This window comes from Sulfurospirillum cavolei (assembly GCF_001548055.1).
In the GTDB taxonomy this organism is placed as follows: Bacteria; Campylobacterota; Campylobacteria; order Campylobacterales; family Sulfurospirillaceae; genus Sulfurospirillum.
Map to the genome: position 1 here is coordinate 582,288 of NZ_AP014724.1, position 15,877 is coordinate 598,164.

Annotated in this window: 16 protein-coding genes and 1 pseudogene; 8 read left to right on the top strand and 9 right to left on the bottom strand. The window is 44.9% G+C overall.

The features are described 5' to 3' along the window. Window positions 1-40: 40 nt before the first annotated feature. Window positions 41-337 carry a c-type cytochrome gene (locus UCH003_RS03050; RefSeq protein ID WP_039674271.1) on the bottom strand — a complete coding sequence of 99 codons (297 nt, stop codon included), beginning with the start codon at window positions 335-337 and terminating at the stop codon, window positions 41-43. 151 nt (window positions 338-488) lie between these two features. Between UCH003_RS03050 and UCH003_RS03055 the strand changes: the two genes are divergently transcribed. From UCH003_RS03055 to UCH003_RS03080, 6 genes are read left to right on the top strand one after another with little or no spacing between them, the layout of a single operon-like run. Next, window positions 489-1,193 carry a tetratricopeptide repeat protein gene (locus UCH003_RS03055; RefSeq protein WP_060825380.1) on the top strand — a complete coding sequence of 235 codons (705 nt, stop codon included), beginning with the start codon at window positions 489-491 and terminating at the stop codon, window positions 1,191-1,193. Then, window positions 1,194-1,700, top strand: a complete 507-nt coding sequence (gene gmhB / locus UCH003_RS03060; protein WP_039674267.1) for a D-glycero-beta-D-manno-heptose 1,7-bisphosphate 7-phosphatase — start codon at window positions 1,194-1,196, stop codon at window positions 1,698-1,700. 8 nt (window positions 1,701-1,708) lie between these two features. Further along, window positions 1,709-2,710, top strand: a complete 1,002-nt coding sequence (rfaD, locus tag UCH003_RS03065) for an ADP-glyceromanno-heptose 6-epimerase (protein ID WP_144440975.1) — start codon at window positions 1,709-1,711, stop codon at window positions 2,708-2,710. Then, entirely contained in the window at window positions 2,703-4,121 is a 1,419-nt protein-coding gene (rfaE1, locus tag UCH003_RS03070; RefSeq protein ID WP_041962269.1) for a D-glycero-beta-D-manno-heptose-7-phosphate kinase, read from the top strand. The genes rfaD and rfaE1 overlap by 8 nt, the downstream gene beginning before the upstream one ends. Further along, entirely contained in the window at window positions 4,118-4,678 is a 561-nt protein-coding gene (gmhA, locus tag UCH003_RS03075; protein ID WP_041962268.1) for a D-sedoheptulose 7-phosphate isomerase, read from the top strand. The genes rfaE1 and gmhA overlap by 4 nt, the downstream gene beginning before the upstream one ends. Window positions 4,679-4,720: 42 nt before the next feature. Then, a complete protein-coding gene (locus UCH003_RS03080) occupies window positions 4,721-5,728 on the top strand; it encodes a glycosyltransferase family 10 domain-containing protein (RefSeq protein WP_060825382.1) in 1,008 nt (335 codons plus the stop codon). A gap of 3 nt (window positions 5,729-5,731) precedes the next feature. Here UCH003_RS03080 and UCH003_RS03085 read toward each other — a convergent pair whose 3' ends face one another. From UCH003_RS03085 to UCH003_RS03120, 8 genes and pseudogenes are all read right to left on the bottom strand, one after another. Continuing rightward, on the bottom strand, window positions 5,732-6,937 hold the full coding sequence (locus UCH003_RS03085; RefSeq protein ID WP_060825383.1) for an O-antigen ligase family protein: 1,206 nt from the start codon (window positions 6,935-6,937) through the stop codon (window positions 5,732-5,734). Continuing rightward, window positions 6,934-8,040, bottom strand: a complete 1,107-nt coding sequence (locus tag UCH003_RS03090; protein WP_060825384.1) for a glycosyltransferase — start codon at window positions 8,038-8,040, stop codon at window positions 6,934-6,936. The genes UCH003_RS03085 and UCH003_RS03090 overlap by 4 nt, the downstream gene beginning before the upstream one ends. 2 nt (window positions 8,041-8,042) lie before the next feature. Further along, a pseudogene (locus UCH003_RS14015) lies at window positions 8,043-8,222 on the bottom strand (DapH/DapD/GlmU-related protein); the annotation flags it as partial. Window positions 8,223-8,674: 452 nt separating this feature from the next. After that, the gene (locus UCH003_RS03100; RefSeq protein WP_060825385.1) at window positions 8,675-9,694 is read right to left on the bottom strand and encodes a glycosyltransferase; all 1,020 of its coding nucleotides are present in this window, start codon (window positions 9,692-9,694) and stop codon (window positions 8,675-8,677) included. After that, window positions 9,666-10,793 (bottom strand): glycosyltransferase family 9 protein, encoded by a 1,128-nt coding sequence (locus tag UCH003_RS03105; protein ID WP_158509028.1) that lies wholly within the window; start codon window positions 10,791-10,793, stop codon window positions 9,666-9,668. Before UCH003_RS03105 ends, UCH003_RS03100 begins: the two co-directional genes overlap by 29 nt. Continuing rightward, the gene (locus UCH003_RS03110; protein ID WP_060825386.1) at window positions 10,790-11,875 is read right to left on the bottom strand and encodes a glycosyltransferase family 4 protein; all 1,086 of its coding nucleotides are present in this window, start codon (window positions 11,873-11,875) and stop codon (window positions 10,790-10,792) included. The genes UCH003_RS03105 and UCH003_RS03110 overlap by 4 nt, the downstream gene beginning before the upstream one ends. Then, window positions 11,872-12,765, bottom strand: a complete 894-nt coding sequence (locus UCH003_RS03115; RefSeq protein ID WP_060825387.1) for an ELM1/GtrOC1 family putative glycosyltransferase — start codon at window positions 12,763-12,765, stop codon at window positions 11,872-11,874. The genes UCH003_RS03110 and UCH003_RS03115 overlap by 4 nt, the downstream gene beginning before the upstream one ends. Further along, window positions 12,762-13,652 (bottom strand): lysophospholipid acyltransferase family protein, encoded by an 891-nt coding sequence (locus UCH003_RS03120; RefSeq protein WP_060825388.1) that lies wholly within the window; start codon window positions 13,650-13,652, stop codon window positions 12,762-12,764. The genes UCH003_RS03115 and UCH003_RS03120 overlap by 4 nt, the downstream gene beginning before the upstream one ends. A 63-nt stretch (window positions 13,653-13,715) precedes the next feature. Here UCH003_RS03120 and UCH003_RS03125 point away from each other — a divergent pair, with 63 nt between their 5' ends. Beyond that, window positions 13,716-14,504 (top strand): 3'-5' exonuclease, encoded by a 789-nt coding sequence (locus UCH003_RS03125; protein ID WP_060825389.1) that lies wholly within the window; start codon window positions 13,716-13,718, stop codon window positions 14,502-14,504. Then, window positions 14,501-15,877, top strand: a complete 1,377-nt coding sequence (locus UCH003_RS03130) for a phosphomannomutase/phosphoglucomutase (RefSeq protein WP_060825390.1) — start codon at window positions 14,501-14,503, stop codon at window positions 15,875-15,877. The genes UCH003_RS03125 and UCH003_RS03130 overlap by 4 nt, the downstream gene beginning before the upstream one ends.

Consider the following 15,877-nt stretch of genomic DNA (forward strand, 5'->3'; position numbering starts at 1 on the left):
TACGGCTACAAGAGCGCGATGCCCCGTAGCCGTATATCGCTTATTTATAAGAAGCGATGGTCGCGGCTACTGCTTTAAGATCTTCGTCGTTTAAGCCTGACGCGATCGGTTTCATAACGCCTTTCATCGGTCCGCCTTCACCGTTTTTGTATCCGTTAACGGAAGCGATGATTTTTGCGGCATCCCAGCCTGCAATAATTTGAGACTTGTTTAAAGCCGCTTTGGAAGCTTTGTCGCCGTGGCAAGAAAAGCATTTTGATTTGTAGATCGCTTCGCCGTCCGCCGCCATAAGCGTTGAACAAGCCGCAATCGCCAAGAATAGAGAGAGTTTTTTCATTGAAAGCCCCTTGAATGTTGTGTGTGGCAAAATTATAACGCAGGAGACTTTATCCTTGCTTAGCCGATGTGACATTTCTCAAAAAAGCAAAGAGGGTTTAGGTCAAAGTTTGGGTATAATTTACCTTAAAATCTAAGGACGGTAGGTCGAAATGTGGCGAATTTTGGGTGTAATCGCGTGGTGTTTCTCTTTGGCGTACGCTCAAACGCATAGCGTATGCGAGACGGAGCGAATCGACTCTCAAAGTGCTAAAGCAAAGATAGAAAAAATCTTAATCGAAGAGCCTTCCAATACGGTTTGCATGCTTCAACTTGCCAATATTTACCTCAAACGCGGGCAAATCGCGCGCGGTTTCGAACTGCTCGTCGATGCCTATACGATCGATCCTCATCATGTGGAAAACAGCCAAATCGCAACGGTTTTACCTTTTGCGCTTAAAGTGACCAATCTCAAACAGCAAGCGGCAAAAAGTAACGATAAACGTATCTGGAACGAGCTAGGTGACGGGTATTTTGAAATGGGCATTTTCAGCGAAGCGGCGTTGATGTATAAAAAAAGTTTGGCGGTGGACGGCATGCAACATATGATTCGTCTTAAACTCGCCCTTGCCTTGCAAAAAAATACGCAAATTTACAGTGCACTTGAAGCCGTTCAAAAAGTTTTAAACGCAGAACCCGATCATCTGTTCGCCAATTATTATATGGGAAAATTTTTAGCATACGATATGAAAAATCGCGACGAAGCGCGCGTGTTTTTTAGGCGGGCGAAAGAGTCTTTGATCGCACAGCAAAAAGAATTTGATTATTTGGAGTACACCAATTTGCTCAGCGACATTACGCAAGAGTTGGAAAAATAGATGAACAAAGCGGTGTTTTTGGATCGTGACGGCGTGATTAACAAAGATAAGGGTTATGTCTATCGGATCGAAGATTTCGAGTTTTGCGAGGGTGTTTTCGAAACCTTGCGTACGTTTCAAGATTTAGGATATTTGCTGATTATTGTCACGAATCAATCGGGTATCGGACGCGGGTATTACCGTGAAGAAGATTTTCACGTTTTAACGTCGTGGATGTGTCAAGCGTTTTTACATGTAAACGTCACCATCGACGCGGTGTATCATTGTCCGCACGCACCGGAACTTGGTTGTTCGTGTCGTAAGCCTCGGAGCCAAATGTTCGAAGAGGCGATCCAAGCGTTTGACATCGACGTGAAGCGTTCTTGGATGATCGGCGATAAACCAAGCGATATGATAGCCGCAAGAGGCGCTCGTATCGAGCAAACGATTTTCATCGGCGAAGATCAACCGAGCGATGCTAAATATAGGGTTAATTTTCTTTTGGATACAATCAATATTATTAAATAAGGTTTTTTATGGTCGATTTTCATCATAAAACGGTTTTAATTACGGGCGGTGCTGGATTTATCGGCAGTAACCTCGCTTTTTATTTTCAAGAAAACTTTCCGACATGTAAGGTCGTCGTCTTTGATTGTTTCCGAAGCGAAGCGACGTTTGCCAACGGTCACTTAAAGAGTTTCGGGCATTTTAAAAACCTGATCGGATTTCAAGGCGAAGTGATTAGCGGCGATATTAACGATGAAGCGGCGATTGCCAAACTCGTTGCGTACCGCTTTGATTATATCTTTCACGAAGCGGCGATTTCCGATACGACCGTGCTCGATCAAGGGATGATGATCCAAACCAACGTCAATGCTTTTAAGCATATTTTGGAACTGGCCCATCAAAGCGGTGCGGTCATAGTCTACGCTTCCAGTGCCGCAACGTACGGCGATGCTCCTTCTCCTCAACGCATCGGATACGAGCGACCTCAAAACGTGTACGGTTTTAGCAAACTTGCCATGGAACATACCGCACGAGCATTTTGCGTATCGCATCCAAAAATGTCCGTCGTAGGGCTTCGGTACTTTAACGTTTACGGTCCAAGAGAGTACTTCAAACACAAAACGGCGTCGATGGCGTTGCAACTCGGGCTTCAAATTTTAAGCGGTAATAAACCGCGTCTTTTTTACGGATCGGAAGCGATCCAACGCGATTTTATCTACATCGACGACGTGATTCAAGCCAATCTTAAAGCCGCGCTTTGCGGCAAATGCGGCGTTTACAATGTCGGAACGGGAAATCCGCGTAGTTTTCAAGAGATTGCCGATACCTTGCAACAAGAGCTCGGTACTTCCTTAGGCACGGACTATTTTGAAAATCCTTATATTGGGGCGTATCAGATGCATACGCAAGCGGATATTGCTTTGACATGTCAGGATTTGGGTTACCGACCGAGCGTGAGCTTGGAAGAGGGCATCAAAGCGTATGCTCCCGAAATAAAACGCATTTATGAAAGCGAAGTCAAACGTGGATAAATTACGAACGTATCGTCCGACTATTTTGGTCATCGGTGACGTAATGTTGGATCATTACCTTTGGGGAAAATGCGAACGCATTTCACCCGAAGCTCCGGTTCAAGTCGTGGACATTCAAAAAGAGAGCACCGTTTTAGGCGGTGCCGGAAACGTGGTCAATAATCTTTTAAGCTTAGGCGCAAACGTCGGCGTTTTAAGCGTCGTCGGTCAAGACGAAAACGCCGAAGAGCTGGTACGCATGCTTGAAATTTCCGGTGCCGACGTTGGAGGCATCGTTCGAGAAGTCGGGCGAAAAACCGGCAAAAAAAGCCGCGTGATTGCGTCGCATCAACACGTCGTACGGTATGACAGCGAATCCAAAGAACCGATTAGCCAAACGTCGATCGAGGCGCTAGTGTCTCATTATGAAAAAATGCTTCCCCATGTCGATCTCGTTTTGCTTTCCGATTACGGTAAAGGGGTTTTAACGGAAGCCCTTACATGTCACGTTATTGCGCTTGCACGAGCAAAGAGTAAGTTGATTTTGGTGGATCCAAAAGGCGACGATTATCGCAAATATGCCGGTGCAACGCTGGTGACGCCCAATAAAAAAGAGGCGAGCCTTGCGACGAAAATCGCCATCGTCGATGATGAGAGTTTACAAAAAGCAGGCATGTTGCTCAAAGAGAGTTTGAATCTTGAGTATGCCGTGATTACGCTTTCCGAAGACGGTATGGCACTGTTTGGCGAGACGTTTATGAAAATGCCCACCGTCGCGCGTGAAGTCTACGACGTCACCGGTGCGGGAGATACGGTCTTAGCCGCACTCGGCTATGCGCTTGCCTGCGATTTAAGTATTCAAGAAGCCGCATCGTTTGCCAACAAAGCCGCCGCCGTAGTCGTCGGAAAACTCGGAAGTGCTACGGTGAATTTCGATGAAATCGAAGCCTACGAGCATACGTTTTGCCGCACGAGCGCGCAAAGTAAGCTGAAAACGAAAGAGCAGATCCTCCGCATTCTTGCCGAGCAAAAACACCGCACGATCGTTTTTACCAACGGTTGTTTCGACATCTTACATGTAGGGCATGTGAAGTACCTCGAAGTGGCTAAAAGCTTTGGGGATATGCTCATTGTGGGGCTTAATTCGGATGCGTCGATTCAGCGTTTAAAAGGAAAAAGCCGTCCGATTAATCCATGGGAAGATCGCGCGTACCTGTTAGCGGGATTGGAATCGGTCAGTTACGTCGTTTTGTTTGAAGAAGACACGCCTTTAGAGCTGATCACCGCCCTTAAGCCCGATATTTTGGTCAAAGGAGCGGACTATGAAGGTAAAGAGGTCGTGGGAAGCGACATCGCCAAGGAAGTACGATTAGTAAGCTTTATCGAGGGCAAAAGTACGACGAAGACGATAGAAAGGATACGAAACGCATGATGGAGATGATTTATACCGAAATAAAAGCGCATCAAGCGGTCGTCGAGGCAACGCTTTCGACGTTGCAAAGCCACATCTATACCGCTTCGATTATTGCGAGCGAAGCTTTAAAAAACGGGCATAAAATTATGCTTTGCGGTAACGGAGGAAGTGCCGCCGACGCGCAACATATCGCCGCCGAACTGAGCGGGCGTTATAAAACGGAGCGACGCGGGCTTGCGGGGCTTGCTTTAACGACCGATACGTCGGTTTTAACGGCGGTAGGAAACGATTACGGGTTTGATCGTATTTTCGATCGTCAAGTCGAAGCTTTGGCGCAAAAGGGCGACGTGCTCATCGGTATATCAACCAGCGGACACAGCAAAAACGTCGTGCGTGCGCTCAGTCTGGCTCGCAACATGGGATGCCGTACCGTCGGTTTAAGCGGAAGAGACGGCGGCGTGATGAGCGAATTTTGCGACGTCAATATTATCGTTCCGAGCGACGATACGCCGCGTATCCAAGAGATGCACATTTTGATCGGGCATATTCTATGCCAAGCGATCGACGTAAAATAATGCAAATGAGTGTACACATTTAAAAAGCTAAAGGGCATGGATATGAAAGAATACGTAAGGGTTAAGTTAATATCGCGCGGAAGTAAACCCGACGGGGAGAGCGGTTTTAAAAAACAATTTGAAACCGACGATGCCGTATGGGGAGGATGCTCTTTTACGTTTGACCCTTTAGATCAAAACTATGATTGGCTAGTCGTTATCGATGACTTACCTCATTGTATTCCCAATCGAACCGAACGCCTGCAATGCCCTAAAGAAAATACGATATTAGTCACCACAGAACCCAGTACCATCGCTTATTACGGAGAAGCGTTTGCGAGACAATTTCATTATCTGATAACCAATCATGATTCAAAAGCACTCCCTCATCCCAATGCGAAACGTTCTCAAACGGGAAATGTTTGGTTCTACGGCAAGCGTTATGATGAAATAGCCAGCATGATCTATCCCGTTAAAACTAAAAAAATTTCAACCGTATGTTCGATTAAACAACAAGGGCATACGATGCATAAATTAAGGTACGAATTTACGCAAAAAATGCAAGAAGCTATTTTGGAACTCGAACGATTCGGGCGAGGGTTTAAATGGATTGAAAATAAAGCCGACGCACTTGACGATTATGAATTCCATGTTGCCGTAGAAAATCATATGGAAGCCCACGTATGGACGGAAAAATTGGCCGATGCCTTTTTAGGATGGTGTATCCCGATTTATTGCGGTTGCACGAACGTTTACGACTATTTCCCTGAAGAGAGTCTTATTGCGATCGATATTCACGATATGGAAGGATCTATCGCAAAAATTAAAGAAATTATCGCAAAAGAAGGTGAGTACGAAAGGCGCTTTGAGGCACTCAAAGAGGCTAGAAGACGTGTACTTGAAGAGTATAATCTTGTAGCGATGGTTGCTCAAATCGTACAAAATTCTCAAACGGCGCAGTTTACGCCGAATCAGAAAATCTACTCGAGAAGGATGATGCGGGTGAAACACCTTCCCGATCTTTTTCACTATATGGGATTTCGTGCTAAAAATTTTACGAAAAATTTTTAATTTTTAACGCGGTGACGGTTCGCTCTTTTGTGCAAAAATAAAAAATGCGAACAACGAGAGTGCCGAGAGCATAGGTGCATTGCTGATAATACTATGATCAAACTGGCTAACGACTAAAAACGCGACAAAAAAAGCCAATAAAACGGAATTTTTGATTTGAACGATTTTTTCTAAGGCGACGTAAAGTAAAAAAGAGAAAGCCGCGAAACCGACAATACCCAAAAACAGCATAATTTCCAAGAAGCTATTGTGTACGCTGAACGTATTTTGTGAAGCAATTTTTTGGTAACTCATCAATCCGTAGCCGACTATCGGATGTGCTTGAATTAAGCGGATACTATCCAGCCATATAATGTCGCGATCGCTTGAATTGAGGTGAATGAGTTGTACGAATCGTAAAAAAAGCGTATCAAAGTAAAGGAAAAAGCAAACGATCGATACAATGAGTATCAGCAATAACGCGTAATGTTTGTAGGTCAATCGTTTGTATTCTTTGAAAAGATAGATCGCTAAAAAAACGGTGCAAAAAACCCATGCGGAGCGGGAATAACTGAATAACAACCCGAAAATGAAAAACGGTATAGTGATGCTTAAAAAGAGTGTTTGATAATGTTTAGGGGAAAGATCGTTTTCGAAAATTAACAAAAGTGTCGATAATGTGATACCTATTGCCATAAAAAGCCCAAACGTATTGCGGTGAAACATTGCCGCACGGATTCCCCCATTCATACCCTCACCGGCGATCGATCCCAAATGCCCTCGAATGAAATCGATACCGCTAATGGCTTGATAGAGCCCGTCGATACCTTGAATCGACAAGGCACATAAAATCGAAATGAGCAAAAAGCGCTTCGAAATAACGGCATTTTGATAAAGCACGATTAAGACGACGAAAAGTAAGAAATAACGAACGACGTATTCAAAAATAATTTTCCATGAGCCAAACGAAACATAAGGACTTAAAAGGTTTGATGTCACCATAGACGCAATGACAAGTCCAAATGCAATCAGGAGCTTTTGATAGGTGATGACAAAGTCTTTAAAAGAAAAAAAGAGGCGATTTTTGTAAAAATAAATTCCGCTAAAAAAGAGGAATAAACTGTAACTAATAGGGTATATCGCCGTTTTCATGGGAATAAAAAGAATAAAAACAGATAAGAAAAAGCGAATGGCGTTTTCCAGTGAAGCATAATACAGTACCGATCTCATAAGCCTAAGTATCCTAAAATTTTTTCGTAAGCGGCTTTTGCCGTATAGTGATGAAGGCATGTGTCAAATCCATTGCGTGCAACGGTTTCTCGTTCGTTCTCATGTGATAAAAAATAACGCACTTTTTCAAGAAGTTCTTCTTTGGTTGCATACGTTTCAATATCTTTTCCCAAGACGAAATATTCTTCCAATTCCGAATGGCGTTGGGTGATATAGAATGAACCGGTTAGCGGAGCTTCAAAATCTCGCCCTTTTAAGATAAAAATATCATCGTTGATACCGACTCCGGCAAAGCCCAAAATAATTTTGGCTTGATTAAAGAGCACAATCATTTCATCGGGCGTTGCGTTCCCTTCTTCCCAGCCCGAACCTTTGGTTAAAACCGAAATGCCGTTTTGTCGCAAATACGTGATATACGTCGGGCGGGTTCCGTAGTTTGCTCCGATAAAAACGACATCGTACTTTTTTTCAAGTCCTAGCTTTTTATAAATTAACGGATTGGCGGCATACGGTTTGTAAAGAACCTTGCCTCCTTCAACGACGTATTTGATAAGAGCACTTTTTGACGTGGTCAGCGATACGTCAAAATAAGAACAAATCTCACTCATACCGCGATACCTTCCATCAGGACCTTTACGGCTTTTGAATTTGCGTTCGTCATCCAAACTTTCGTTGATAATAGGTACGTTGAGCGTTTTAAAAAAGTCCAAAGTTGCTTGCGTGAGCGTTCTTCCCGATAGATAACATATGATAACGTCGATTGTATGTTGAGCCATGGTTTCTTGTACGAAACGCACCATCTGACGATTGATTGCTTCTTTTTGGGCGTACCACTGTTTTCGATCGTCTTGCGGATCCATCTCAAAACGAAAGACGGTACCTAATTCTTGCAACGGCAAATACGTGTTATTAATACTAAACGTACCGTCGTACGACGTAAGATAGATAATATTCAAGCGACGTCTTGAAAATGTGTTCTCGTGGATTACAAAAGTCTCAAAAGGCGGCAACGGACCGAATTTTTGAATATAGGCTTTTTCGTAGAGAGCATTTTCTCGGTGTAATCGCCATGTGCGAAATTTTTGTTTGAGCGTATTGAGCATGATTAAAACTTTAAGTTCGTCGGCGTGACGCCGCTTTTGATTATTTTAGCGGGATTGCCCGCGACGATCGTTCCGTGCGGTACGCTTTTGGTTACGACGCTTCCTGCCGCAATAATGGCATTATCGCCGATAGTGACGCCTTTTAAAATCAAGACGTTATTACCGATCCAGACATTATTGCCGATTTTTACCTCTTTGGTTTTAACGGAGAGACTGCCGTCTTCTAAGGTATATTCATGAAAATCACTGTCTAAAATCGTGACATTCCATGAAATAGCACACTGATCGCCGATTGAAATTTTTTGGGCGGAACGAAGAGTCGCTCCGGCGCTGATGTACGTGCTGTTACCTATTTCGAAGACGGCTCCTTCTTCAAGGGTTAAGGCACTTCCCAATCCTATTTTACTGTTGCCGTTTAAAACGAGTCGGCTGTGTTGCATTAAATTGATATTACATCCCGTATGCGTAAATCGAGCGATAGCACCGTCGCCGTAACCGACAATCAGCTTTCCTTGCGTACGCTGCGTTACCGAAGCTCCTTTTTTGATACGAATTTTTGCTTTTCCTTTAACGCAAAGAAAAGAATGCTTCAATTTCCAATATACGATCAGTTTATTCCACAAGGTACTTAGCATTAAAACCTCTCATTTTGCCATTCGTAATTTTCACTCAAAGGACGATCAAAAATCGTCTCAATCATATAACGCGTAATTCTTTCGCCGTTAAAGCTTCGGTGGGTTTTTCCCCAACCTTTTTGTGCGATATTTCGGCGTTCTTGATCGTGTGTATGAAAATAGCGGAGTTTGGCATGTAACTCTTCCGCTGAGTCGACATAAACGACCTCTTCATGCGTGTATAAAAGCTCCATATCGGGAACTTTAGGTGAAAACGTCAAAATACCGTTTCCCGTAAGTTGTACGATACGATCTGACATGTAAAGATCGACGTCGTTACGGCGATTGTAGCTTAATCCCATTTTGGCTTGGGATAATTGTGATGTATACGCATCTCCAAAAATCAACGGTTTTCCTAAGCAACCAAAGAATTGTGCGTTGCAAAAAGAGAGGCTTTTTTCAAGCTCTACTAAAAAAGCTTGACGCTCGGGTTCTTTATAGTCTCTGCCGCAAAAAAGAAAATCGATCGAAAGGTCGCTATGCGCGAAGCATTGGGCAGTTTCGATGGAAGCATCGGCAATATTGGGAAAATAAGCGACGCGGTTACGGGGGCGTTTGAATGCTTTTAACAGCGTGCCGCTTGTCGTTGCAAAAAAAACGTCCAAAGAGTCAATTTTAGATTGAATGTTTAAACAATGGTGCTGAATCCAAAGCGGATCGACAAACCACATAGCAATTTTAATATTCGGCAATAAAAGACGAATGCGCTCTAACGTTTCACCGCTGATCAATTCGGCATGCGAAAGCAGTAAAAGGTCCGGGGCAATATTTTTACATGTTTCAATTAGTCGGCGATTTGTTTTGCCGATCCCCCATCGCTTGGAACCGAAGATATTACCGCATCGCGCCGTGTCTCGATAGCTGAAAGGATAGACAAAGTGCCCGTTACGAATTAAGCCTTGCTGGATTTTATAATCGGTAGCATAATAGCTTTGCCCGTCTTTGAGATAATTAAAGCTTGCGACATGGACTATTTTCATCAATCTCCTTTAACAGTTCGTGCAGTTGTCGTTCTACGGCGTCAGGGGTAATTTCTTTTAAGCAAAGATTATTCTCGCATTGTTTACGAAAACAGCCCGAACAAGAAAGAATTTGCATCAAAACGGCATTTCCTTTTTCGGGCGGAAACCATTTTGAAGCGAGTTGTCGAGAGCTAAAAAGTGCAACTAAGGGCGTATGAACGGCATAGCATAAATGCATCGCTCCGGTATCGTGGCAAATCGCTGCCGTACACGTTTGTAAAAATCCGGCACTTTGCGCAATCGAAAATTGTCCGCAAAAAGTATAGGCGCGATCCAAATCGGCAATAATTTTATGTGCGTCTTGCTTCTCTTGTTCTCCTCCGATAACCGCTACGCTAAAGCCTTCTTTGCATAAAGCAACCGCCAACGACCGCCAAGAAGAAAGCGGCCATTTGTTGGCGGGAACGTTGGTTCCGATGACAAAGGCAACCACCTTGTGCGGTGTTTGAAAAAGTGTGAGTAGTTCGGCAGAAGGAGCTTCGATCTGCAAAGGATAATCAGGCGTTCCCGTAATAGCGTTGCGCGCTAAGTTTCGTACAAAGCGTTCACTTTCGCGCAAAGGAGGTGCGTACGTTAATTGCTCTTTCACAAAGAGCTTGGACATACCTTCATCCCATCCGAAAGCATTTTTGATCCCTAGCAAAAAACGAACGACCAGCATATTGCGTAAGGTCTTAATGAGTCCGTAGTTTTGGGGAAGCTCAATGTAAAGATCGTAATGTTCGTGTTTTAAGGCTTTGAGTTCCTTTTTACGGTTTTGTTTTTGAATCAGATAGATTTTCGAAAAAAAATCTTTCCGTACAATCGTCGAAAGGTTTAAAGGGGTTGCATACGTCGTAACAAAATCGAGTTGCGCGTGAGGATAGTGCCGACGTATGATCGAAAGTGCCGGAAGCGTGACGATGGAATCACCGAATGTTCCGATGCGATGTATTAAGATTTTTGAGACAGGCATTTTAGAAGAAAATAAAAGCTTTTGAACACACGCAATAATGCGGTAACGTACCGATAAAAGGGTTCTAATCGTCAAGAGTTTTAACATGTAAGTTTGTATCATAGTCGTTTCTGATAGACACCTATTGTTTTTTCGACCATTTGATCTAACGAAAAATGGCATTTCACGTAAGTATACCCATCAAAGCTTAACTCTTTTGCTTGTGTAATTTTTTGCGCCAAATCCTGCGCGTCTTCGATGGCGGAAAAGTAGCCGTTTACGCCTTCTTGAACGATGTCTAAAACGCCGCCGTGACGCGTGGCGACGACCGGCGTGTTCATGGCGATCGCTTCGGCGACGCTTCTTCCGAAACTTTCGGGTTTTTTGGAGCAGCTGAGCGTAACGTCGCTTAGGGCGTAAATTTCCGCTACGTTATTGGAGCTTCCGCAAAATAACACCGTATCGTCAAGTTCCAGCGATGCACAAAGAGCCTGAAGTGACGCGGCATAGGCGTGTTTATCTTCGCGGATACCTCCGATAACGAGTCCGACGATGTTGGGAATCTCTTTTTTAAGAATCGCAACGGCTCGGATAAACGTTTCCAGATCTTTGAGTTGCGTAATGCGTCCGACCGTCGAGACGACGAAGCGATCGTGAAGATTAAAGCGCGTTTGAAATGCTTCGATAAACGATCGATCGACCGTTGAAGGATTAAAAACCGTAAGATCGATACCCCTTGGGATGACGCTTATTTTTTCATCGGGAACGCCGTAGTGTGTTTGAATAAAGTCTTTGATCGCGCCGCTAACGCAAATCACGTGATCGGTTTTGGTCATGATCGAACTGTAAAATCCGACGGAGTTAAAGCCGTGAACGGTTGAGACGACGGGAAGGCGTAAAAAGCGATTGGCGAAAAAGACCATCCACGCCGGTACGCGACTTCTGACATGTAAAAGATCGGGGCGTATTTTTTTCAAGGTACGGTACAACACAAAGATGCGCCACGGTGCACTGAAGGGGTTTTTCGAGCAGACGTCGACTTTGACATGTACGCTTCCTTCACGCTCTAATCGCTCGACCAAACGGCCGCCGTTGCTGATGACGACGCTTTCAAATCCGCGTTTGATCAATTCGCGTGAGAGTTCGACGACGCCGCGCTCCACGCCGCCTTCATTGAGTTCGGGAAGCAGTTGGACGATTTTCATTTACCGATCTCCTGCGCGTAACGTTTAAAGTCGATTTTACGGTTGCGGCGTGCAACCGTACCGTCAAACAGGTGCAAGTATCCTTCTTGCTCAAGGTTTTGAGCCATGGCAAAAAATTTAGTGTTTTTTACTTCGTCGAGCGGCAACACTTCAACGCAAGACGTACCGTAACCGATCGCTTCACTGATCATCGACGTGGAGTCGATCGTGATAAACACGACTTCGCAATGCTCCAAAAAGTCGGCGATCGGGTTGATAGGTGTTTGGGAAAAAATGACGCGGTAGGCAAAGGGATAACTTTCGACTAAGGCTTCGATCTCTTTGGAGGTTCGAGGGGATGTCGTTAGCGCGATTTCGTAGCCTTGAAAGCGTTGAAAGATAGCGTCGAGTTGGTTTTTGAGACGCTCTTTGTTCATTTTCAAAAGAGCGTTGTCTCCGCCGATAACGATACCCACGGACGGAGCTTTCGGCGTGAACAGACCTTGCGGCCTTGGACGGCTAAAATTTGCCGGAAGCACGACAATGTTCGTCCGTCGTGGCGGATGATCGTGTTCTTGTGCAAAAATAAGATCGAAGTCGTAACGGTAACCTTGCGGAAGCATCATCGTGACGGACTTGATGTTGAGGGCGCGCGCAAGCGTTTTGTTCGCATAATAGGTTCCAGAGCCTGCCGAGACGATCAGATCGTAGGTTTGATGAAGCGGCTCAAGATTTTTAAAAAGCCAAAGCGTGTAAATTTTGAAAAAATCAAGCACGTACGAGAGCAGTTTCAGCGTGCGACATGTAAAGGCAACGGGAAGAATATCGTAATGCGCTTCAAGGTATTCGGCAAATGCGACGGATTGGTTGAGATGCCCTTTTCGGGAGTCGCTTAAAATGAGAATCCTCACGGGCGAATCCTCCAACGATTGTGCATCCAAAACCACTGTTCTGGATACTCCCTCACGACTGCTTCGATAATATCGTTGTAGTGTTGGGTTAAGCGTGCGATTTTGTCCGTTTCGTCCCACGCTTCGCTCAAAGAAAGTTCGGCGTCGCGACCGATGATCAGTCGGTAGCGACCGCTTGCTTGACGTGCCATAAAAAGCGGTATGACGGGCGGATCGTAGCGTCGTTTTAAGAGCGCGGTGGAACTTACGGTATCGGCGGGATGTCCGAAAAAAGAGGCTTGGATGCTATTGGCGCCGCTTGCTTTTTGGTCGATCAACATACCGGCGATACCTTTGGTTTTCAGCGTACGTAAAATGGCGTTTATCGCTTGGCTTTTGTTGGCGAGCGCATTTCCGTAGAGGCTTCGAAACGGTGCGGTGATATATTTTTCGATCAAACGGTTGTTACCGCTTCGTCCGATAACGACCATCGGATAACCGTGTTTGGCTAGAAAATGGGCTAAGAGTTCCCAATTCCCGAAATGCGCGGTCAAAAGTAAAATGCCTTTACGATTATCGGAAAAACGTGCGTGGATTTCCTCAAGCGCTTCGTCGAGGTTTTCGACGGCCGCATCGATATCGAAACGGCGATGGTACATTAGTAAAACTTCCGCAAGCGTCGTGCCGACACTGGCATATGCTTTTTTTGCCAACGCTAAACGGGAGGAGGCTTCCATCTCCGGAAATGCCAACGCGAGGTTTTTAAGCGTTAGCGAACGTCTACGACGCTCGAGTCTGAAAAAAAGTGCCGCAAGGAGTTTGAACAAGCCGTAAATTGCGCTTATAGGAAGCAGCTTGGCTAAAAAGAGCACACTTTTAACGACGGCGTATTCCACGTAAATTCGCATCTCATCACTTTCATAGTAAAATTAGGCTAAAATTTTAGCTAAAACGAGCCAAGGAGAGACTTAATGATCTGCGTCTTCGACATAGAGACGATTCCCGATGCCGCGCTGATTCGAAACGTTTTAGGCTACGAAGGAGACGATTATAGCGTCTCGATGTTAGCGATGAAAGAGCAAGAAGAAAAAAGCGGAAGTTCGTTTTTGCCGCTTCCTTTTCACAAGATCGTCGCCGTTTCCGCGGTGATTGCCGACGATTTCGGAATGTTCCGAAAAGTCAGCAGCATCGAGGGTGCAAACGAGCATGAAATGGTCAAAAATTTCCTCCATTTTATCAACCAAAAAAATCCGAAATTGGTCAGCTTTAACGGACGGAGTTTCGATATGCCGCTTTTGATGCTTCGCGCGATGCAATACAACCTGACATGTAGTGCGTATTTTGAAGCGGAAAACAAAGAGTTAAATAAAAATAAATGGGAAAATTACCGCGCACGCTATTCGGATCGCTTTCACGTGGACGTGATGGATCATTTGTGCGAATTCGGTGCGGTTCGAGGATTGAAACTCGATCATGTTTGCGCGATGGCGGGACTTCCGGGAAAATACGACGTTCACGGCGACCAAGTGATGGAGCTTTATTACGCGGGGGAAATCGGCAAAATCAAAGAGTATTGCGAAAGCGACGTGCTCAATACTTATTGGCTTTTTTTAAAATACGAGCTTTTAAAAGGCAATCTCATTATAGAAGATTATCAGCGCGCATTGGTTACAATGCAGGAAAATTTAAAACACGACAAATCCTATACCGACGTGTTCGGCATAGCTATTGAAGAAGAATTGTACAAGGAACATCGATGAAGACGATTTTTAGGGAATATGACATCAGGGGTATCTATCCAAACGAACTGAACGAGCAGACGGTTAAATTGATCGGCTACTTTTTGGGCAAACGCATTTTAGAGGTCGGAAACGTCGTTTCGATCGGCTACGACGCACGAAGCCATTCGCCTGTTTTATGCGACAATCTAACCAGCGGTTTAAATAAAGCGGGATGTAAAGTGCTCAATATGGGACTCGTGGCGACGCCCGTGAACTACTTTAGCAATTTTCAAACGTTTGAGGGGCTCACGCCTAACGCGTCTATTATGATTACGGGGTCTCACAACCCGAGCGAGTATAACGGCTTTAAAGTGACGATCGATAAAAAGCCTTTCTTCGGCGAAGATATTTACGCTTTGGGTGCCGAAATTATGCGCAATTACGAGATGGAGATCGAAGACGATCTTAGCGCGACGTTTATCAACGCCAAAGAGCGTTATATCGCTTATATGATTCAAGAGTTTGACCATCTCAAAGGCTTTAGCACGCCGTTTGTCTACGACTGCGGTAACGGCGTTGCGGGGGTTGTCGTACAGGATATTTTCAAAGGTTTAAACTTTACATGTAAAGGTTTGTTCACCGATCCCGACGGCACCTTCCCGAATCATCATCCGGACCCCACGGTGGAAAAAAACCTCAAAGACATTAAAAAAGAGCTTGAAGGCGAATTTTCTCTAGGCTTCGCTTACGACGGCGACGCCGATAGAATCGCGTTTCTCACGAAGAAAAATAACGTCAAGGGCGACATTATGGCGATTTTGTTCTCCCGTGCAATGCAAAATCCGACCGTGATCGGCGAAGTCAAATGCTCGCAAATCATGTACGACGATATCAACGCCAGAGGCAAAGCGATTATGTATAAAACGGGACACAGCAACCTCAAAGTGATGATCGCCAAAACGGGTGCGGATTTTGCGGCGGAAGTCAGCGGACATCTTTTCTTCAACGACCGCTATTTCGGTTACGACGACGCTATTTACGCGACCCTTCGTATGATCGAGCTGGTAAAAAACGGTCTTGACGTAGACGCGGAGATCGCAAAATTACCGGTCGTGTATTCGACCGAAGAACTTAAAGTCGAAACCAACGAAAACGACAAATTTCCATTGGTCGAAAAAGTCAAAGAACTCTTAAAAAATCCTCCCAAAGATTTTCCGGCGATTAAAGAGATCGTCGACGTCGACGGCGTTAGGGTTATCTTTAGCGACGGTTGGGGACTGGTTCGTGCCAGCAATACGACGCCCGTACTGGTTACGCGTTTTGAATCGACCGTGCAAGCGCATGCCAAACTCTACGAGCAAAAGCTCAATGCGTTGATCGCGCAGGCAAAAGAGATGTTGGCATCGCATTAA